Annotated in this window: 20 protein-coding genes; 3 read left to right on the top strand and 17 right to left on the bottom strand. The window is 37.4% G+C overall.

From position 1 onward, the window contains the following. Nucleotides 1-7: 7 nt before the first annotated feature. The 10 genes from ACTWQM_RS15015 to ACTWQM_RS14970 form a co-directional block, all read right to left on the bottom strand. The gene (locus ACTWQM_RS15015; RefSeq protein WP_443258979.1) at nucleotides 8-1342 is read right to left on the bottom strand and encodes a replication initiation and membrane attachment family protein; all 1335 of its coding nucleotides are present in this window, start codon (nucleotides 1340-1342) and stop codon (nucleotides 8-10) included. Between the two features lie 46 nt (nucleotides 1343-1388). Beyond that, nucleotides 1389-1859 carry a transcriptional regulator NrdR gene (gene nrdR, locus ACTWQM_RS15010; RefSeq protein WP_443258978.1) on the bottom strand — a complete coding sequence of 157 codons (471 nt, stop codon included), beginning with the start codon at nucleotides 1857-1859 and terminating at the stop codon, nucleotides 1389-1391. Nucleotides 1860-1883: 24 nt separating this feature from the next. After that, nucleotides 1884-2285: a cytosolic protein gene (locus ACTWQM_RS15005; RefSeq protein ID WP_443258977.1), complete on the bottom strand. Its 402-nt coding sequence runs from the start codon at nucleotides 2283-2285 to the stop codon at nucleotides 1884-1886. 93 nt (nucleotides 2286-2378) lie between these two features. Beyond that, the gene (locus ACTWQM_RS15000) at nucleotides 2379-2621 is read right to left on the bottom strand and encodes a hypothetical protein (protein WP_443258976.1); all 243 of its coding nucleotides are present in this window, start codon (nucleotides 2619-2621) and stop codon (nucleotides 2379-2381) included. 532 nt (nucleotides 2622-3153) lie between these two features. Further along, nucleotides 3154-3534 carry an adenosylmethionine decarboxylase gene (gene speD, locus ACTWQM_RS14995; RefSeq protein ID WP_443258975.1) on the bottom strand — a complete coding sequence of 127 codons (381 nt, stop codon included), beginning with the start codon at nucleotides 3532-3534 and terminating at the stop codon, nucleotides 3154-3156. Nucleotides 3535-3692: 158 nt separating this feature from the next. Continuing rightward, the gene (locus tag ACTWQM_RS14990; RefSeq protein WP_443258974.1) at nucleotides 3693-4724 is read right to left on the bottom strand and encodes a glyceraldehyde-3-phosphate dehydrogenase; all 1032 of its coding nucleotides are present in this window, start codon (nucleotides 4722-4724) and stop codon (nucleotides 3693-3695) included. 171 nt (nucleotides 4725-4895) lie between these two features. Further along, a complete protein-coding gene (gene coaE, locus ACTWQM_RS14985) occupies nucleotides 4896-5501 on the bottom strand; it encodes a dephospho-CoA kinase (RefSeq protein ID WP_443258973.1) in 606 nt (201 codons plus the stop codon). Nucleotides 5502-5514: 13 nt separating this feature from the next. Next, on the bottom strand, nucleotides 5515-6342 hold the full coding sequence (gene mutM / locus ACTWQM_RS14980; protein WP_443258972.1) for a DNA-formamidopyrimidine glycosylase: 828 nt from the start codon (nucleotides 6340-6342) through the stop codon (nucleotides 5515-5517). A 14-nt stretch (nucleotides 6343-6356) separates the two neighbouring features. Beyond that, the gene (gene polA, locus ACTWQM_RS14975; RefSeq protein ID WP_443258971.1) at nucleotides 6357-8996 is read right to left on the bottom strand and encodes a DNA polymerase I; all 2640 of its coding nucleotides are present in this window, start codon (nucleotides 8994-8996) and stop codon (nucleotides 6357-6359) included. Between the two features lie 69 nt (nucleotides 8997-9065). Then, nucleotides 9066-9191, bottom strand: coding sequence for a hypothetical protein (locus tag ACTWQM_RS14970; protein ID WP_443258970.1), 126 nt, complete (start codon nucleotides 9189-9191; stop codon nucleotides 9066-9068). Between the two features lie 494 nt (nucleotides 9192-9685). On the opposite strand from ACTWQM_RS14970, the gene ACTWQM_RS14965 reads away from it, so the two are divergent. Both ACTWQM_RS14965 and ACTWQM_RS14960 read left to right on the top strand, forming a co-directional pair. Continuing rightward, nucleotides 9686-10042 carry an IS110 family transposase gene (locus tag ACTWQM_RS14965; RefSeq protein WP_443258969.1) on the top strand — a complete coding sequence of 119 codons (357 nt, stop codon included), beginning with the start codon at nucleotides 9686-9688 and terminating at the stop codon, nucleotides 10040-10042. Between the two features lie 16 nt (nucleotides 10043-10058). Continuing rightward, complete coding sequence (locus ACTWQM_RS14960; protein WP_443258968.1) at nucleotides 10059-10970, top strand: transposase; 912 nt, start codon at nucleotides 10059-10061, stop codon at nucleotides 10968-10970. A gap of 710 nt (nucleotides 10971-11680) precedes the next feature. Here ACTWQM_RS14960 and pnpS read toward each other — a convergent pair. The 6 genes from pnpS to citZ form a co-directional block, all read right to left on the bottom strand. Beyond that, the gene (pnpS, locus tag ACTWQM_RS14955; protein WP_443258967.1) at nucleotides 11681-13045 is read right to left on the bottom strand and encodes a two-component system histidine kinase PnpS; all 1365 of its coding nucleotides are present in this window, start codon (nucleotides 13043-13045) and stop codon (nucleotides 11681-11683) included. Beyond that, a complete protein-coding gene (locus ACTWQM_RS14950; RefSeq protein ID WP_443258966.1) occupies nucleotides 13045-13737 on the bottom strand; it encodes a response regulator in 693 nt (230 codons plus the stop codon). The genes pnpS and ACTWQM_RS14950 overlap by 1 nt, the downstream gene beginning before the upstream one ends. A gap of 385 nt (nucleotides 13738-14122) precedes the next feature. Further along, nucleotides 14123-14599, bottom strand: coding sequence for a MaoC/PaaZ C-terminal domain-containing protein (locus ACTWQM_RS14945; protein ID WP_443258965.1), 477 nt, complete (start codon nucleotides 14597-14599; stop codon nucleotides 14123-14125). A gap of 113 nt (nucleotides 14600-14712) precedes the next feature. Beyond that, on the bottom strand, nucleotides 14713-15651 hold the full coding sequence (gene mdh, locus ACTWQM_RS14940; RefSeq protein ID WP_443258964.1) for a malate dehydrogenase: 939 nt from the start codon (nucleotides 15649-15651) through the stop codon (nucleotides 14713-14715). 171 nt (nucleotides 15652-15822) lie between these two features. Beyond that, nucleotides 15823-17094, bottom strand: a complete 1272-nt coding sequence (icd, locus tag ACTWQM_RS14935) for an NADP-dependent isocitrate dehydrogenase (protein ID WP_443258963.1) — start codon at nucleotides 17092-17094, stop codon at nucleotides 15823-15825. A 153-nt stretch (nucleotides 17095-17247) separates the two neighbouring features. After that, nucleotides 17248-18363, bottom strand: coding sequence for a citrate synthase (citZ, locus tag ACTWQM_RS14930; RefSeq protein WP_443258962.1), 1116 nt, complete (start codon nucleotides 18361-18363; stop codon nucleotides 17248-17250). 299 nt (nucleotides 18364-18662) lie between these two features. Between citZ and ytvI the strand changes: the two genes are divergently transcribed. After that, nucleotides 18663-19772: a sporulation integral membrane protein YtvI gene (ytvI, locus tag ACTWQM_RS14925; protein ID WP_443258961.1), complete on the top strand. Its 1110-nt coding sequence runs from the start codon at nucleotides 18663-18665 to the stop codon at nucleotides 19770-19772. A 6-nt stretch (nucleotides 19773-19778) separates the two neighbouring features. Here ytvI and ACTWQM_RS14920 read toward each other — a convergent pair whose 3' ends face one another. Further along, a complete protein-coding gene (locus ACTWQM_RS14920; protein WP_443258960.1) occupies nucleotides 19779-20168 on the bottom strand; it encodes an FxsA family protein in 390 nt (129 codons plus the stop codon). Nucleotides 20169-20216 lie beyond the last annotated feature (48 nt).

Genomic DNA, 20216 nt, shown 5'->3' with positions numbered 1-20216 from the left:
ATCATCCTTATAAATGATTATTCTTATTTTTGGAGTACTTTCGCAGTAATGTTGCTGTTTCTTCCCATTCCTTTTGTGTATCCGTACCAGCCTGATTTGAGTTAGCTTGCTTCTTCTTTTTCCGTTCTTTGAACCAGTCAGGAACAACCTCATTGGATTGGGGCTTTTTATAATTTGATTTATTGGTTTGTTCTTTTTGATATCGGCCTTTTTCACTCTTAGCGAATGCCATTGCTTCTTTAGCTGTCTGCAGGTTTGCACGTGACCAATGGCTTGCTATCTTTTCTAAATATGCTCTCGACAACTTCATATTTGATTGCAGTAAAACATAGTGGATAAGTACATTCATCACTGGAGAAGGAAGTCCTTGAGTTGTCATAACCTCACGAATCACCTTCATATCCTGAGCAGATGCCTGACCACCACTCGATAAATCTTCTAGCAGCTGTTTCGGTGATATTTTTTCCAGTTCGGTTATAAGCTGGTCTTCCTTCGTTGTTGGATTACTAACAGTCTCATTTGTTGTGCGTACTTCTTTTTCAGTAAGCCTAATATCTGTTTGATTGTGTTTATTTCTAAATAAATCATGGCAAGCTTCTTTAAATTCATTACGATTAAGCGAATTTTCATCCGTCAACGCCCATAATACAGATTTTTCTACTTCGAAGGTTGCTAAATCATATAAAGTCATCATCTGGGAAATTAACTTTCTGTTTTCCGAAGTCAACACTCTATTAGCCGGAACCATGCGCTGCTTCAGCATTTGTTCCATCCAGGTAAAATCAATTGCAGACTCTGTGACTGATTCGTCTTGATCATCAATCACTTCCATCCCTTCCAGATATGGCTGAAACGTTTGAAAAACTTCATTAAAAGATGCTGTTATGTTTGAACCTTCTCTTTTTCCATGTTCGGTGTAGTATTCTTTCAATAATTTAAATTTAGTTTCTCCAATATGATGATATAGTAATTGAGCCAGCATTTCATCTGCAAAAAAGTTTGCTGGTGAAAACGGACTTAGTAACTCGTATATATATGAATTTTGGTCATCTGTGTAATTCTGATACGTTTTAAGCAGTCCGATACCTTCAAGTTTTAACCTTGCCCGATAAATATCATCTAACGGCAAGTTCATATAGTTCATTAATGTATGATGTGTTTGGACTGATGATCCATGTTGAAATTCAAGTTCGTTCAATAGGGTTTGATATAACGAAAATGCTTGTATACCAATTAATGGCTGATACAAGTGAGTTAACGACTTTGCATAATCAACTGGCAAATTGCCTTTAAACAAAACTCGATACCCTTCGATTGGCAAAATTTTTCCGATATGACTCATTATTCTAACCCTTTCTCTTCTCCAAACATGACACTGAATCGATTATTCAGGTGTTTTCATTCTTATCTGTTTTAATTAAGTCTTTTAATTCATCTAAAAATACAGTTAAATCCTTAAATTGCCGATAAACTGATGCAAATCGAACATAAGCTACTTCATCAACGTCTGAAAGTCGATCCATTACCATTTCACCTATTTCTTTACTATCAATTTCTGATACACCAGTATTACGTAATTGTTTTTCAACATCAATGGCAATTTCTTCAATTTTCTCAAGTGGAACTGGACGCTTTTCACATGCTTTAATCAAACCACGTATTAATTTTTCGCGGCTGTATTCCTGTCTTGTACCATCTTTTTTCACAACAATTAATGGGACCTCTTCAATCCGTTCAAATGTTGTGAAACGAAACCCGCACTGTTCGCATTCTCTGCGCCTGCGAATCGAACGCGCCTCTTCAATTGGTCGCGAATCCAAAACCTTTGTACTTTTATAGTGGCAATTTGAACATCTCATGTCGTTCAACCCCATTCATTTTTGCTACCGACTCCGACTATTCGTATTATTAATGATAGGCAGCTCTTTATTTATTTGCTGATATAGTTGTTGGATGATTTTCGTACTATAGCCTAAATCAAACGGAAATACTGACTCTGTTGTGACAGAAAAATCAATCGCCGTCTGGTGGGGTCTCACCATAATTACAGTTGCAACGACAAAGGCCTTTTTTCCTTTAACAATAGTAGCACTAATTTCACCGTGATCCTTGGAAATAGCATTAATTTGATAGCTTCCGTTATTATCAAAATAATTCTCCAGCATGCTTAATCCTTTATCTCTTGTTGTTTTATAGTAATGTGTTTGAAGCGTAGGATCAATATGATTTTCATTTGTTTCAGCATGATTACTAAAATATTTTGCAGTTTTTTGACGAAACGACATTTGTACACCCCATCTAAAAAATAGTACATATGTATAAATTCTATATCCGTACACTATATATCTATCTATTTTAACATGTTTTTAGTAAATCGACTAATCATCGAAAACTGACTTATCACCAATTCCTAATACAGAACCTTCGTTGTAATTATTTTCATAAGTCAATAAAAAAGCAGTTTTTGAAGGAACAAGAAAGGCTGATACACTACTTGAGTTGACTTTGACCAACGTTACGTATTTGATATATAATGCGAAGTAAATTAATGGTACCGAGTAGTATTTATAGTGGCTCTCTGACCCTCGCAGCTGGAATATACTCGCTTTCCGTGGGCTCACCACGAGCCTCCTCGCTCGCAAAGGTCGCTCTCTGTGGGGTCTCTTTGGCTCGCTGTCCCACAGGAGTCTCGCATATTCCAGCTGCTGGTTTAGATGGTCAAGAATCTTGTTTATATCATCACAACATGCATATATTTTTTAAATAAGTGAGCAACCCCAGCGGAGGAAATACACGTAGACTCCTGTGGGAGCTGAGGCCTAGATGAGACTACGCAGCGACGTAGGAGCAAGGAGGCTCATCAGCCGCCCACGGAAAGCGAAGTGTATTTTCGAAGCGGTGTCATAGCACTCAGCATGTTACTTCGCATTTTATATCTTATGTGTACAAAAAATTTCTATTAATGTTGTCAAGGCAACAATTAAAAAAGCTCTAAAATTATCAAGATGGCTATTTGAGATTATTTTATAGATGCGAAAATTGAATGATGATAATAAATTTATGAAATTGACTCAGTTAAGAAAGAATTTTAATTTCCTAACTAAGAAAGAAGGATTAACCATTAATTTTGGTCAATCCTCCTTTCCATTCTATTTATAACATTTTTTGAAATGGCTGTACCTTAACAGGACCTTTACCTCTTTTAATTTCAACATGTTCAAATGTCTTGGTCTCTAATGCTTGTATAATATAATCTACAGCTACATTTGGATCAATTGTATTACTGCATGTATAAACATCAATACTTGCATAGCCATGCTCAGGAAAACTATGGACTGTTAAATGTGATTCTGCTATTATAACCACGCCACTAACGCCATGTGGCGCAAATTTATGGAAAGCAACCTCGCGAACTTCCGCTCCAGCGTTTACAGCTGCATCAACAAAGATTTGCTCAATTTGCTTCATATTATTTAGAATATCTATATTACAATCCCATAACTCAGCAATAACATGTCTTCCCATTGTATCCATTTCAAGATTCCACCTTAATATAAGTTGAGTATCTTTTTATATGCAACTATATTTTCGCTATGGAAGTAAGTCCAATAAGATTCTAACCTTTTAAGCAGGAATCCATTAATATAGAAGTCATGGAAAAGTATAAACTTATTTTAATTTACTTGCAATAGTTAAGAAATTTTCATTTGTGGCTGGTTGATATAGTTTCCAACAAATCTGGTTAGATCAATTACTCGTTTTGAGTAACCCCATTCATTGTCATACCAAGCCAATACCTTAATCTTGTTATCTTCCATAACCATCGTTGACAGTCCATCGATAATTGCAGAATAATCTGTTGATGTATAATCTATTGAAACAAGTGGTTCATCACTATACTTAATTATTCCTGCAAGTTCATTCTCAGCAGCTTTTCTGAATACGTTATTAACCTCTTCAATTGATACGGACTCTTTCACATCAATAACCAAGTCAATTAACGAGACATTGGGTGTTGGAACCCGAAGCGCCATACCATGCAGTTTTCCATTCATACTGGGTATCACTTCTCCTAAAGCCTTGGCAGCACCTGTTGAAGTTGGAATAATGGATTGTGTACAACCCCTAGCCCTTCGTAAATCTTTGTGCGGATTATCCAAATTCTGTTGATCATTTGTAAACGCATGAACAGTTGTCATTAATCCGTTGATAATTGAAAAGTTGTCATCCAATACCTTAACTACTGGCGCAAGACAATTAGTCGTGCAGGAAGCATTGGAGATCACATTATCCTCTTCCGGATTATATGTGTCCTGATTCACACCCATTACAATTGTTTTGTCAACTTGCTTTCCTGGTGCGGTAATGACAACCTTCTTGGCTCCTGCCTGTAAATGTAAACCAGCATCTTCTTTTGTTTTAAATTTCCCTGTTGCTTCAACAACTACATCAATATCATTTTCTTTCCATGGTAACTTCTCGGGTTCACGAGCACTTGTTAACAAAATTTCCTTCCCATTAACTTCCAAACTTTCATGAAGCGCTTTCACTTGTCTGTCAAAAATACCATGTACACTATCATACTTTATCAAATGCGCAAGTGTTTCTGGAGGATAACTTGCATTCACTGCGACAACCTCTATCTGATTATCTGTAATAGCTTGACGAAAGACCATACGTCCAATTCGTCCAAATCCGTTAATTGCAATTCGGGTTTTACTCATTTGTAGTCCTCCTATATATGTTATACTCTTTTAGTTTTTTGTCATAAATAGTATAACATATTTATATGAAAATGTGCTTAAAAGTTGATAAAAGCCTAGGAAATTTTATTCCTAGGCTTCTTAGCAGTAAAGAACTTCTTTATTGGCTTGTTGATATTGATAAGCCAAATTCTAAGACTTATTTACATTCCATTTTTTTAACAGGACTTCCAGCTGGTGATAAGACGCTTGTTTCGTTCCATTATTGTCAATCACTGCATCGGCGAGGTTTGCTTTCTCCTTTATTGGAATTTGGGCGTTAATCCGTTGATATGCTTCTTCCTCTGAATATTCATCACGTTCCATGAGCCGCTGCGCTTGGACTTCTTCGTCCACGTATACAACAACTGTTCTATCGACAAAACCAGTTAACTTGCTTTCAAACAGCAATGGAATATCAAGAACAACACAGTCGGCTCCGGCCTTGACATAACTATCTCTTCGTTCCAGCATTTTCTCTCTTACAGCAGGATGGACAATTCCATTTAATTGGTTACGTTTTGTTTCATCATTGAAGATGATACTGCCTAATTTTTTTCGATCAAGCGTCTTATCATCACGCAATATTTCCTGTCCAAATGTATCTGTAATTTGCTCATATGCTTTCTCCCCTGGCATTACAACTTCACGTGATAACTTATCTGCATCAACTACTGGAATATTAAAATCATCAAACATTAATGATATGGTGCTTTTTCCGCTGGCTATACTTCCAGTTAAACCGATTATTAGTGCCATTGTTATACCTCACTTAATTTTTTTGGCAGGATATGCAAACGTGAGTGCCACGTCCGCCAATCTTCATTTTTACAATTGGCCTTCCACATTGTTTACAAGGTTGATTTTCCTGTCCATAAACAAATAGCTCCTGTTGAAACATCCCCATTTCGCCTTGTCCATTTACATAGGAACGGATTGTCGTACCTCCCTTGGCAACCGCATCCTTTAGTGTAAGAATTGCTTGTTCCTGTATTATTCTAACTTCTTTTTTTGTTAACCTGCTTGCCTTTTTCAAAGGATGAACATTTGCTCTAAACAACGTTTCGTCAACATAAATATTTCCTAATCCAGTAACAATACTTTGGTCCAGTAACGCTGCTTTAATAACGCGTTCCGTTTTTTTGAGTTTTTTATAGAAATAATCAAGTGTAAAATCTTCATCAAAGGGATCAGGTCCTAATTGATTCAGTGGTTTATGATTAAATTCGTCACCTTTATTAAAAACATGCATTGTTCCAAATTTACGAACATCGTTATAACGAAGCTCTTCCCCATCCGTAAAGCTAAATACTACATGTGTATGCTTTTTGATTGGTTCTTCAGATGGATGCACACTATACTTACCTTCCATTCGTAAATGAGAGATAAGCACAGATTCATCCAGCTGGAATAACAAAAATTTACCTTTACGTTTTATGTCATGGATTGTTTGTCCGGTTACTATATGCTTGAATTGCTCCGCATCATCAGGCCTTTTTATAATATTTGGCCAAAGAACAGAAATATCTGAAATGGTTTTATTTATAACAAATCGTTTTAAAGTATTTCTTATTGTTTCAACTTCTGGTAATTCCGGCATGTTCCTGATTCTCCTTATTTTGCATCAAACCAGCTATCCCCATATGCATAATCCACCTTTAGCGGGACAGACAAATCTACAGTATTCTCCATTATAGCTGGGACAATTTCTTTTAATTTTTCAATTTCACTTTTTGGTGCTTCTATAATTAATTCATCATGTACTTGCAAAAGCATACGTGCTTGCAATTTCTCGTCCAGTAACTTCTGGTGTAAATCAATCATCGCTTTTTTAATAATATCAGCTGCGCTCCCCTGAATTGGTGTATTCATGGCAGTTCGTTCAGCAAAAGAACGAAGATTAAAGTTTCTGCTGGTTATTTCTGGAAGGTACCTTCTGCGCATCATAAACGTTGTAACGTAGCCCTGATGCTTTGCTTCTTGAACAATTTCATCCATATATGTTCTAACACCCGGATAACTTTCAAAGTAACGCTCAATAAACTGTTTCGCTTCCTTACGAGTGATTCCCAAGTTTTGAGAAAGCCCATAATCACTGATCCCATAGACAATACCAAAGTTAACTGCCTTAGCCTGTCTCCGCATATCTGATGTCACGTCGTCCTTTTCCACATGAAAAACATCCATTGCAGTTTGAGTATGGATATCAAGGTCATTTTTAAACGCAGCAACTAATTTTTCATCTTTTGCAATATGCGCAAGTACGCGTAGTTCAATTTGCGAATAGTCAGCTGCAAACATTATCCAATCCTCTTTTGCAGGAATAAAAGCCTGGCGAATTTTACGGCCTTCCTCCAGCCGAATAGGAATATTTTGCAAGTTTGGATCAATTGAGCTCAATCTGCCCGTTTGGGTTAATGCCTGATTAAAGCGTGTATGAATCTTATTACTGTCACGATCTACTACTTTTAACAACCCATCAATATAAGTTGATTTAAGTTTGCCTAACTGCCTGTATAAAAGTATTTTTGGGATAATTTCATGTTCGGGCTCTAATTGTTCCAGAACATCAGCCGCAGTAGAATAACCTGTTTTTGTCTTTTTGATGACAGGCAGTTCCAGCTTTTCAAATAAAATAGGTCCCAGTTGTTTAGGAGAATTTAAATTAAATTCTACACCTGCAAGTTCATAAATTTCTGTTTCAATAGTCTTTAATCGTTCCCTGAGTGAAACTCCCATGTCCTCTAGTTTTTTTACATCAACCTTGACACCACTATGTTCCATTTCACCTAAAATAAGAGCTAAAGGCATTTCCAATTCTTTTAGCAGCTCAAATTGCTCGTTAGCTTTCAATTGCTCTTCCATTTTATCTGTTACATTTAAAAGTAAATTTGTTTTACGGACAACGTGTTCTGCAAGTATATCCTGTTCAGGTACTTTTATTTTTGCACCTTTTCCATATACTTCCTCATCAAATAAAACATCCGTTTCGCCTGTCCGATGTGCTATTGCAGGAATATCGTGATTATTCTCGGCTGGATTGAGCAAGTATGATGTCAGCAACATATCGAAGGTAATTCCTTTAATATGAATTCCTCCGTTTAATAGGGCAACCAAGGTTTTCTTTGCATCAAAAACAATTTTAGATTTATTTACATCCTCTGCCCATTCTTTAAAAACTTTAGAGTTCAAGGCAACATCCGTTGGGATAAAATAAGCATTTGAGTCATCAACAATTCCGAAACCTTTGATTGGAGCATGATGATAGTTGTCGCTAAGCATCTCCACTATGAATGCAGCTTTATTTTCTGTTAACGTTCCTTCAGCTACTTCGTTAAGAATAGTGTAGTTAATTTCGCTAAGTTCTTGAGAACTATCTTCTTCAGTAGCTTCACCAGTTAGTCTGGTTAACAAGGAAAGGAATCCTAGATCTTTAAAAATGGCACCTACATCTGATTGCTGATACCCTTCGTATGTAAGATCATCCGTTGATACTTGTATCGGAGAATCACAGTTAATTGTAACGAGCTCTTTACTCATAAATGCTTCATTTTTATGATCAACTAATTTTTCTTTTAATTTTTTGCCACTGACTTCATCCACGTGTTCATAAACATTTTCAAGAGTACGGTATTGCTTTATAAGTTTTGTCGCTGTCTTTTGACCAACACCCGGTACACCTGGAATATTATCTGAACTATCACCCATCAATGCTTTAAGATCTATAATCTGATCTGGGTTAATCTCCATCTTTTCTTTCATAAAAGATGGTGTATACGATTCAACATCGCTTAATCCCTTTTTCGTAAGGTTGACAGTAACCTTTTCTGATACGAGCTGCAGCAAATCCTTATCACCGGAAATAACCGTTACATCCCAGTTATTGTTCTTACCCTGTCCTGCAAGTGTTCCGATAATATCGTCCGCTTCATATTGATCGAGCTGATAATGCGGAATTTGAAACGCATCAAGTACTTCCTTTAATACAGGAAACTGTTCTGATAGTTCAGGTGGTGTCTTTTGTCTGCCACCTTTGTATTCCTTATATGTTTCGTGACGAAAGGTCGTCTTCCCAGCATCAAACGCAACCAGCATATGTGTTGGCTCTTCATCCTCAAGAATTTTAAGCAGCATTGTTGTAAATCCATAAACAGCATTTGTATAGACACCTTTATCATTATTTAACAATGGTAAAGCAAAAAAGGCTCTATATATAATACTATTTCCATCAATTAAGACAAGTTTATTTGACATTGTAATCCTCCAATTATACCGTGAATTAACTAAATATATTTTATCATGGTACGGGCCTAAATAAAAAAGTTACATTCGTCTCCTTATTTCATTCATCTCATCTTCTAACTTTCGAATTCGCTTCTGCATATTATAAATTATAGGTAAGTATGCAATAACTATTATAATAATAACACCAATATTGCCTATGTCCATCTCACCATCTCCTCCATAAAACACTTTATGACAATAGTATAACAAATAGGGAACCTGTTTGTTTCTTTAAACTACTATATTTACTAATAATTCAACTTTCGCATCTATAGAATAAACTCAAACAGCTATCTTGGTAATCTCAGAACGTTTTAATTGTTGTCTTAACAACATGATAAAAGTTTTTTGTACACATAAGATATAAACTGCGACGTAACTGCTAGAATATTCTCTAAAAACTCTCGTCCTGCCGTCCGGGGTCGCTACGGGAGGATGCTTTCCGCGGGTACTCGCTTAGCCTCCTTGCCCCGGCAAGGGGTATACCGACGTTGTCCGCAAAGGACGGTTTTAGTCGGCCTTCATTTAGTCGCACTGAACGCGCTATTCCCGCAGGAGCATTCCTATTGGAGGAGACCTTCCCCCTCTTGAAATATAAAAAGGTCCTCCGTTAAGATGCAGATATACACAAAATCAAACATCTGGGGAGGACCTTACAAATGCATGATAATGTGAATGACAAAATTAATCAAGTGACAGAGGACACGTTAATCATCGGAATTGATATCGCTAAGAAAAAACACTATGCTTGTGCGATTGATGACCGTGGGAGAGAACTTCAACGCGCCTTTTCGTTCAAGCAGTCTTATCAAGGTTTCGAAAGCTTCATTCAGACCGTCAAGGACTTGAAAACCAAACATCAAAAAGCGAAGGTAATCATTGGTTTTGAAGCCACCGGCCATTACTGGAAGAATCTCGCTGAACGCTTATGGGACGAACAACTTTTGTACGTCATCGTTAATCCGATGCATGTTAAACGTTCCAAAGAGTTCGAGGAACAACCAGTCCAAAAATGATAAAAAAGACGCTCGGTTGATTGCTCGTCTCGTCGAAAACGGCTACTTCACCTTTCATCGCTTTCTGAAAGACATCGAAGCAGAACTCCGTGAGTGCGCCACATGGTGGCGATCTCTTATCGATGAACGGGCGAGCCTAAAAAACAAGCTGGTTAACTGGACCGATCAATACTTTCCGGAATTCCTGAAAGTTTTTAAAGACTGGGGTATTCAGGCACGTACGGTCCTCCGATATACCCCATTTCCCCAAGACGTTCAGACACGGTCACTTGAGGAATGTATGGCTTTATATCGTGAAGACAAGGGCGCCCGATTTTTATCCCGAAACAAAATCGCTGAATTGAAGAAACTGGCCCCATTCTCTATTGGTCGCACGCAAGGGCAAGACATGGCCTATTTCAAACTGGTTACCCCTTTAGATCAATACGCCCTTTTGGATAAGCAAATCCAGGAGATCGAGGAAAAGCTCTGCTTCTATGCCCGTCAGCTTTCTGATTTCGAATGGATTACATCTATCCGAGGGGTAAGTGAGAATCAGGCAGCTGAGCTTCTCGCCGAAACCGGACCACTTCCGCAATATGGTCATCCACGCCAACTCATCAAACTAGCGGGATTGACGCTGCGGGATGACTCTTCCGGTGACCGAGAAGGCGAAAAACGGCTGTCGAAGCGAGGGCGAAAAGCCCTCCGAGCGCTTCTGTTCAGGATGGTGACCACCATTCTTCCAAATAATGAAGCGTTCAAGGATATCTACCAGTATTATGTGAACCGGCCCGAAAATCCGCTCAAGAAGAAGGAAGCGATGGTGGCATTATGCCGTAAAATTCTGCAAGTCATCTACGGGATGAGTAAAAGCCAATCCCCTTTTGACGCCGATCAGATGAGACGGGACCTGTTGAATCATCTTCCGGTGAAGCAAGTGGCATAACGTTCTCGCACCCTGGCATGACAATAAAGATGATCCGGAGAAGCCGCCAAACTGTGACATACGACCTCGAGTCCATGCAGGAGCATCATGCGGCCTCCGCCTCAGAAGAGACCCAATGAAGGAAAGCAAGCGCACGACGCCAAGAGACCTGGGAGGGTACGTCCTTCTAAGATATGCGGAGATCCAAAGGGCTTCGGAATACGCTTTTCCGTTAACAATAAATTGTTAGCGACCGCAACGTGTCAGTATTATTACCAATTTTTTCCTTTAAGAAAGCTTTCTGTCATTCTTTGACTGCAAAAAAATTTTTATAAAAGAATTATCACCTTCTAATCACTGGTATATCAACCTTTACGGAGGGAGTCACCACCCTTCGCTCACCCGGACTAGTGTAGCTATCTTACAATTATTCTATAGCGATTACTACCCCAGTCAACAGCGAGGAAATACACGTAGACTCCTGTGGGAACTGAGGCCTAGATGAGACTATACAGCGACGTAGGAGTAAGGAGGCTCATCAGCCGCCCTTGGTGCGCGTAGTGTATTTCCGTAGGGGCATAACAGAATTCAAACTTTTTAAAAAGTACTTCACATTTAATAAATTTTGTGTCAAAAAAAATCTAATCGGAACAGCCTAATGGTTGTATAACAGGTTAATCTTGCTGGAAAACAGAAAAAAGCTGCCCATCTATCTTAATGGACAACTGCTGTTATTTTGGCAAATATACGTGAAACGTTGAGCCATTATTCAGTTCACTATCTACCTTGATTTTCCCCTCATGGACTTCTACAATATGCTTTACAATCGCTAGCCCTAATCCAGTTCCACCAGTATTTCTGCTTCGCGCTTTGTCAACACGATAGAACCGTTCGAATACTCTCGGGATGGCTTCTTGACTAATTCCGATACCTGTATCTGAAACCTGGATGTGAACTACATCTTCTGTATCAGTAACTTTCAGCCTAACTTCGCCATCATTTGACGTGTAACTCAAAGCATTTGCAAGCAGGTTAATCATTACTTGTTTAACCCTTTCCTTATCGGCCTGAATCGTAATATTATCGCCTACTTCTGATGTTAGTGTAATACCCTTTTGTTTAGCAGATTGATTTATAATAGGTAACACCTCATCAACTAATTTTCCCATATTAAGGGATGTTCGAACTAACATAAATTCATCTTTCTCAAGCCTTGATAAAGTTAGTAAATCTTCTATCAGCCCTTGAAGCCTTGTACTTTCATCGTTAATGATAGTTAAAAAATTTTCCAGTGTTTCACGATCATTCATCGGCCCATCCAGTAATGTTTCAGCAAAACCCTTTATCGAAGTAATTGGTGTCTTAAGCTCATGAGATACATTTGCAACAAAATCTTTTCGCATCAATTCAAGCTTCTTCAAATGTGTTATATCATATAACACTAGGACTGCCCCTTTTAACATGTTACGTTCATTAAGTATTGGAGCACCTACAATTTCGATATACTTCTTATCTGCTTCAATTACTTGAGTAAACGATTCCTTTATGTTTTCCTCATATAAAAAAGTTTTCTGTACGGTTTGATGAATTTTCTCATTATCCAGTACTTCATAATAAAGAAAACCATTATAATTTTGGGGAGTTCCTCCAAACATCGAAATGAATTTTCGATTAACCAAGTGGATATAGCCTTTTTCATCAAGGAGTACCAGTCCACTTTGTGTATTATCGATTACAGTAGACAATTGTTTCTCCTGCACTTGCTCCTGTATAGAAAATTCACTCAGGTTCCTTGCTAATATATTAATCTTATTACTTAGTTCTGCGACACTTCCACTTGAGGTATGATGAATACGCGCACGATAATTCCCTTTAACGAGTTCATCAATCGTTTTGGATGCCTTTTTTATTGGTTTCATATATTTGTCGTAAACATGGAGCATAATCAACAAGAGAATTATATATTCGACTGTTAAGATAGAACCAAGAATAATATATTCATTTGTAAGCAGACTTAAAACAGCCCCCGAAACGAAAACAAGTATTAGAAGTCCCATAATGTATGCAAATAAAGGTTTTGAAAATATAACTTTCATTACTTTGGTTCCTCCAATTTATACCCCAGACCTCGTACTGTTTTAATATATGCTGGTTTTTTTGTATCTGGTTCAATCTTTTCACGCAAATGGCTAACGTGAACATCAACAATCCGTGTATCCCCAACAAAGTCATAATTCCACACAGCGCTTAGCAGTTGATCTCTTGATAAAACTTTATCTTTATGTGCAGCAAGATAATATAAAAGTTCGAACTCTTTCCTGGTAAATGTTAGTGTAACACCGTTCATTTCTGCTTCGTAGCGATCAGGATATATCGATAATCCACCAATTTGAATTGAGGTAAAAGCAGTCTCTTCGGATTTTTGTGATCGTCTTAAGATAGCCTTAATACGAGCAACAACTTCTTTAGGGCTAAACGGTTTTGTCAGGTAATCATCTGCACCTAATTCCAATCCTAAAATTTTGTCAAATTCATCATCTTTTGCTGTAAGCATTAAAATAGGTGTATCAATTTTATTAATACGTAAGTGTTTGCAGACATCCATCCCGTCCATTTCCGGTAGCATTAAGTCGAGGACAATAAGATCATAACTAACTCCCTCCGCTTTTTGGATAGCCTGCAGCCCATCATATGCTTCATCTACTTCGAAACCTGCTTGTTCCACATTAAATTTTAATAATGTAACGATTGATGCTTCGTCATCGACAATAAGAATTCTTTTCCCCATCAATAGTCCCCATTTCTATAAAACGTATGATAGTTTAATCATACATTGAACAAACAGCAATGTGAATACGTTAGCATGTAAAGAAAAATTTACAAAGGATTGTATCTTGTTAGGTTCAGGGTAAACTGTGTAATTATCTTCTAGCATTAGCTTTCTGGTTGACATAATCCTTTTCGGATCGATATAACACTCTTCCGGTATATTTTCTCTGCAGTCGATATAACAGTTTTCTGGTTGATAAGTGACTTTTTAAGTCGATATACTCGCCAACCAGTTGATATATTCACTTTAATGGTTGATATATTCTTTTTTCACTAGATATATTCGTTAGCATGAGCAGTCAACAAAAAATACTACCACTGATCTAGTGATAGTATTTACCTGTTTAAAAGAAATTTTCAAGTGATGCACCCGTTATGGATTTAGGCTCATATGACGGACATACATGAAGTTTGCCATGTAAAACGTCGTCACCCTCATTGTCATAACCAACTGCAGATAATGTTACTTGGTGATTATCCTGATCAATTGCAATAATTTCCAGCGAAATTTTTAATTCCGAGTAGTGAAAAACAGGCTTCGGAAATGTCATTTCATGTTGCGTAATATGGCTCCCTGGCCCCGGTAAATGCATTGACACTATGGAAGAGACCGCTCCAAATAACATAACTGAAGGTACGATCGGCTGTTGATACGGTGTTTGCGATGCATAATCATGTTGTATATATAATGGATTTGCATCGTTTGTTAATCCTAAATATAATAGCAGATCTCTATCTTCTATTATATGTGATGCTGTGTAGGAATCCCCAATTTGTAAATCGTTAATTTTCTTGCCAAGCTTTCTCTTCTTACCAATCACGCCATCACCTCCATAAATGTAAGCGTTTACTATTATACCAAAAAATAAAGAACTTCGCTATATAAAAAAAGCTTCTTTTTACAATTAAATGAAAAAAGAAGCTTTTTCAAGGATTATTTTAATACATTAAGAACATTTTTCACTGATTCTGCTGATTTATCTAGTGCAGATTTTTCTTCTTTTGTTAAGTCTAACTCGATGATATCTTCAATTCCGCTTCCACCTAGTATCGTTGGTACACCAAGGTAAATATCTTTATAACCATATTCACCTTCTAAGTATGCTATGGATGGAAGTACACGGCGCTGATCTTTCAGGATTGCTTCTGCCATGACTGTTAAAGAAGCCGCTGGTGCATAATATGCACTGCCATTACCAAGTAGGCCTACAATCTCTCCGCCACCTTTACGCGTGCGTTCAACGATTTCATCTAGACGCTCTTTTGAAATTAATTTTTCTAATGGAATTCCACCTGCATAGGAATAGCGGATTAATGGAACCATGTCATCGCCATGCCCTCCAAGAACAAATCCTGTTATATCTTTCACAGAAAGATTAAGCTCCTCGGAAACAAATGTACGGAAACGGCCTGTATCAAGTACACCTGATTGACCAATCACACGTTCTTTAGGGAAACCAGATTCTTTAAAAGCCGTATAAGTCATTGCATCTACAGGGTTTGACAATACAACAATAATAGACTCTGGAGCATATTTTGCAATATCACTAGCGACAGATTTCATTATTTTAGCATTTGTATTCACTAAATCATCACGGCTCATACCAGGTTTACGGGCGATACCAGCTGTTATAATTACAAGGTCCGAGTCTTTAGTCTCTTCATAATTTGCAGTCCCGGTAATCTTGGCATCAAAGCCCTGTACAGGACTAGCTTCAAGCATATCCAGTGCTTTACCTTTAGTTGGATCTTCCATATCCGGAATATCAACCAATACTACGTTCCCTAGTTCCTTTTGTGCCATCATTAAGGCGGTAGTAGCTCCAGTAAAACCAGAGCCGATAACAGAAATCTTTTTACGTTTGATAGCCATTATAATTCCCCTTCCAATTAGAAATTTAGAATTAAAGAGTTTAAAAACCATAGCTTGTCGCCAAGTCTTAACGTCGAAAACCTTTAATGCACGTATCCTTTTCTAACCACAGACTAAACAATAGCCGTACCCGGTCGGTGAATACCTGACCGGGCACTTAAACTACTATTATTAGTCCATGTTCTTAATTAGTTCATCACCGAATTCAGATGTTTTAACTTCTTTTGCACCATCCATCATTCTGGCGAAATCATATGTTACAACTTTAGAACCTATTGTTTTATCCATTGCTTTTGTAATAAGATCTGCAGCTTCTCTCCATTCTAGATGTTCAAGCATTAATACAGCAGAAAGAATTACCGAGGATGGATTAACCTTATCCATACCTGCATATTTAGGTGCAGTACCATGAGTAGCTTCAAAAATTGCATGACCAGTATCATAGTTGATGTTTGCTCCTGGAGCAATTCCAATTCCGCCAACCTGTGCTGCTAAAGCATCAGAAATATAGTCACCATTAAGATTCATTGTAGCAACAACATCAAACTCTTTAGGACGAGTTAGGATTTGTTGAAGGAAAATGTCAGCAATTGCGTCTTTTACAAGCAATCTTCCTGCAGCTACAGCATCATCCTGTGCTTTGTTTGCTGCATCTTTACCGTCTTTTTCAACAATACGGTCATATTCAGCCCAAGTGAATACCTTGTCGCCATACTCTTGTTCAGCAACTTCATATCCCCAAGCCTTAAATGCACCTTCCGTATATTTCATGATGTTACCTTTATGTACTAAAGTAACACTTTTACGTCCTTCATTTAAAGCATACTCGATGCTTGAACGGACTAAACGTTTTGTTCCTTCTTCAGATACTGGTTTCACACCTATCCCTGAAGTTTCCGGAAAGCGGATATTGTTAACATCCATTTCGTTTTTCAAAAAGTCAATTACTTTCTTAGCTTCTGCTGATCCTTTTTGCCACTCAATACCAGCATAAATGTCTTCGGTATTTTCACGGAAAATAACCATGTCAACATCTTCTGGACGTTTAACTGGTGATGGAACACCGTCGAAATAGCGTACAGGACGTAAACAAGTAAATAAGTCCAATTCCTGACGTAGAGCTACGTTTAACGAACGAATACCGCCGCCGATTGGTGTTGTTAGCGGGCCTTTAATTGCAATTTTATATTTATCAATCATGTCAAGTGTGTCTTGCGGAAGCCACTCGCCAGTTTTATCGTAAGCTTTTTGGCCAGCGTAAACTTCAGTCCACTCAATTTCCTTTTCACCGTTATACGCCTTCTTCACAGAAGCTTCGATTACTTTACGTGCTGCGGCCCAAATATCCGGTCCAGTTCCGTCACCCTCAATAAATGGAACAATTGGACGATTTGGAACGTTCATCTTTCCGTTTTCAACTGTAATTTTTTCACCTTGTGTCATAAAAAAATACCTCCTAGTCATCTTCATACATTATTATTTTATCACAAATACACCCGATCATGGTAATAGCCATGTTCACCGGCAAACTATACGATACAGCCTTTTTGTTATTTAGATGGCCACTAACGTGCAGTTCTATTTCTTTAGCAGATTCTAGCGATTTTCAATCGGTTTATAATCTTGAGTTTTAGGACCAACATATTCAGCTCGTGGGCGGATTAAACGGTTATTATCATACTGTTCAAGGATATGTGCCAACCATCCAGAAACACGGCTGGTTGCAAAAATTGGTGTGAACAGGTCATGGTCAATCCCAAGGCTATGGTAAACAGAGGCCGAATAAAAATCAACATTTGCCGGAAGCCCTTTCTCTTCTTTAATAAAGTCTTCAATTTTCACAGACATGTTATACCATTTTGCTTGTCCACTTGTTTTTGTTAATTCTTTTGACATACGTTTTAAATGTTTCGCTCTTGGGTCACCATTTTTATATACACGGTGTCCCATTCCCATTATTTTTTCCTTATTTGCTATCTTTTCTTTAATATGAGGAATTGCGTTTTCCTCTTCGCCAATTTCAGTCAACATTTCCATAACTCGCTCATTCGCCCCACCATGTAATGGTCCTTTAAGTGCGCCAATAGCAGCAGTTACCCCAGAATAGATATCTGATAATGTTGCTACACATACCCGTGCAGTAAATGTTGAAGCATTAAGCTCATGATCAGCATGAAGTACTAACGCTTTATTAATTGCTTCTACTTCAACATCTTTTGCTTCTTCTCCATTTAACATGTACAAGAAATTAGCTGCAAAGCCTAAATCTTTTTTTGGTTTTACTGGATCTTTCCCTTTACGGATACGAGCAAACGCAGTGACAATAGTTGCAATTTTGGCCTGCAGACGCAACGCTTTTCGCTTATTTGCAGCTTCCTCCATCACATCTGACTCTTCATCGAATAATCCAAGAATAGATACTGCAGAACGCAGTGCAGCCATTGGATGAACTGTTGATAAATCGTATGAACGCAAATGATCAATAACAGCTTCAGGCAGTTCCATATTGGCTGCTAAGTCAGTTTTAAAAGTGTCAAGCTCTGACTTTGTTGGTAGTTTTAGATTCCAAAGCAAATAAACTACTTCTTCAAAACTTGAATTCTCTGCTAGATCATCGATTTTATAACCAACATATGTTAATTGATCATCGATAATAGAACTAACCGACGACTGAGTTGCGACAATTCCTTCAAGGCCTTTTGTGGTTGTCATTACAAACCCTCTCCTTTTTCTATTAATTATTCACTAATTTAGGATAAATTAACTATTAATTACATTTGACAATATTCTTACAAAATAACATTGTCATCCCCACGGACAATTATAAAGTATTATGAACTTAATGTGAATTGAAACCGGTTAAATTCAGTAATATTTTTATATAATCAAACTTTCAATTAAGTATATTACCTGTTTTAGTTATTCAAATTAACTGTTCCATGTCTATTTTCTTATTCTTTATCATATGTAAGATAATAACGTATGAAAATGAAGATTATGGAGGGTTTAAATTGTACAAGCATAAACTTTATCAGCTATTACGGTTCTTTATTGTAATATTTACCTTTGTAGCTGTTTATTTAATCCTTCATTATACAATACCGTCTTTTTATCCATTCCTGCTTGCAATCGTCCTATCATTATTTATGAACCCTTTTGTAACATTTCTGGAAGAAAGAATGAGAATGCCACGTGTAATTGCCACTATTCTAACGATGGCTGTTGCTATTATATTTTTGCTGGGATTCATTATCTTTATTATTACAGAATTAATTCAAGGAACTACATACCTAGCAGAAAATATCCCGGCCTACTTCCGGACATTTGTGTTTATAATGGAGGACTTAGTTAATGAATACCTCTTACCCTTGTATCATAAACTTACTTCACTTTTTCATACATTGAGTCCACCCCAGCAAGCAACGATCAGTGAAAATTTAAAACAAGTTATTAATCAATTTGCCTCATTGGGTACAAACTTCCTGCAGCATATTTTATTACAGATTCCAGTCACATTAACGTTACTGCCTGGGTCCATTACAATAATTATATTCACTTTAATTGCAACCTTTATCATCACAAATGATTGGAACAATCTCGTTCAATCATTTAAAAAAATGATTCCCGAAACCTTACACAAAACTGGTAAGAACGTTTGGAATCATTTGCAAAAAGCTATGTTTGGATTCTTCAAAGCACAATTATTAATCATTTCGATAACAGCACTTATCATATTTGTCGGTCTGGTTATTTTTAAAGTTGAATATCCGCTAACAATTGCACTAATTGCTGCACTTGTGGATATTCTCCCGCTTGTTGGTACTGGAGTTATCTTTATTCCATGGATTCTATACCTGTTTTTAACAGCAAATTACTCATTAACTATATCTATAACAATTTTATATATGATTGTCGTAGTTCAACGGCAACTTTTCGAACCAAAAATATTATCCAGTAATATTGGATTAAACCCACTTGCAGCACTTGTTGCTCTGTTTGCAGGCATACAAATCTGGGGTGTATTAGGTTTATTTATTGGACCTATTATCCTGATTATTGGCAATGCCTTCTATCAAGCAGGTGTTTTTCATCAAGTAGGACAGTTTATAAAAGGTCCTTAGACTATGCTACCATTTCCGGTAAATAATATTTCCTTTGTTCATCCGATCTCTGAAGAATCGTTGAAGCATCAGCTTAAAAGGTCCTCTCGTATAAGGCAGCACTAATGTGAACCCAACAGCATCTGTTATAAAGCCAGGCGAAAATAAAAAAACAGCTCCGACAAAAATACAAATACCATCTACTATTTCATGAGCAGGAACTTGACCATAGCTCATTGACTGCTGTGCCCGATTCCAGGTATCAATCCCCTGCTTTTTAGCAATCGTTACCCCTACAACACCAGTAAGTAAAATTAAGCCAACAACCCACCAAGGACCTATAATACCGCCAATCCAAATAAACACTCCAATTTCCATTGCAGGTAAAATTAGCAGTGCAAGTAACAACCAACGCATAAGTTTCATCCTTTCTTGCTGCATATTAGAAAAAGAAGGGACTTTCCC

The organism is Virgibacillus sp. L01 (genome assembly GCF_052246775.1).
Lineage (GTDB): Bacteria > Bacillota > Bacilli > Bacillales > Amphibacillaceae > Lentibacillus.
The sequence above is the reverse complement of the archived record's forward strand: the minus strand, read 5'-3'. Positions and strand labels throughout refer to the sequence as shown.

Coding starts and splice junctions, on each gene's coding strand:
- mutM (WP_443258972.1), bottom strand. CDS start 6,342: ATGCCGGAATTACCAGAAGTTGAAACAATAAGAAATACTTTAAAACGA.
- ACTWQM_RS14965 (WP_443258969.1), top strand. CDS start 9,686: ATGCATGATAATGTGAATGACAAAATTAATCAAGTGACAGAGGACACG.
- coaE (WP_443258973.1), bottom strand. CDS start 5,501: ATGGCACTAATAATCGGTTTAACTGGAAGTATAGCCAGCGGAAAAAGC.
- ACTWQM_RS14950 (WP_443258966.1), bottom strand. CDS start 13,737: ATGGGGAAAAGAATTCTTATTGTCGATGACGAAGCATCAATCGTTACA.
- ACTWQM_RS14990 (WP_443258974.1), bottom strand. CDS start 4,724: ATGAGTAAAACCCGAATTGCAATTAACGGATTTGGACGAATTGGACGT.
- speD (WP_443258975.1), bottom strand. CDS start 3,534: ATGGATACAATGGGAAGACATGTTATTGCTGAGTTATGGGATTGTAAT.
- mdh (WP_443258964.1), bottom strand. CDS start 15,651: ATGGCTATCAAACGTAAAAAGATTTCTGTTATCGGCTCTGGTTTTACT.
- polA (WP_443258971.1), bottom strand. CDS start 8,996: ATGTCAAATAAACTTGTCTTAATTGATGGAAATAGTATTATATATAGA.
- ACTWQM_RS15015 (WP_443258979.1), bottom strand. CDS start 1,342: ATGAGTCATATCGGAAAAATTTTGCCAATCGAAGGGTATCGAGTTTTG.
- pnpS (WP_443258967.1), bottom strand. CDS start 13,045: ATGAAAGTTATATTTTCAAAACCTTTATTTGCATACATTATGGGACTT.
- ACTWQM_RS15005 (WP_443258977.1), bottom strand. CDS start 2,285: ATGTCGTTTCGTCAAAAAACTGCAAAATATTTTAGTAATCATGCTGAA.
- icd (WP_443258963.1), bottom strand. CDS start 17,094: ATGACACAAGGTGAAAAAATTACAGTTGAAAACGGAAAGATGAACGTT.
- ACTWQM_RS14970 (WP_443258970.1), bottom strand. CDS start 9,191: ATGGACATAGGCAATATTGGTGTTATTATTATAATAGTTATTGCATAC.
- ACTWQM_RS14920 (WP_443258960.1), bottom strand. CDS start 20,168: ATGCGTTGGTTGTTACTTGCACTGCTAATTTTACCTGCAATGGAAATT.
- citZ (WP_443258962.1), bottom strand. CDS start 18,363: ATGACAACCACAAAAGGCCTTGAAGGAATTGTCGCAACTCAGTCGTCG.
- nrdR (WP_443258978.1), bottom strand. CDS start 1,859: ATGAGATGTTCAAATTGCCACTATAAAAGTACAAAGGTTTTGGATTCG.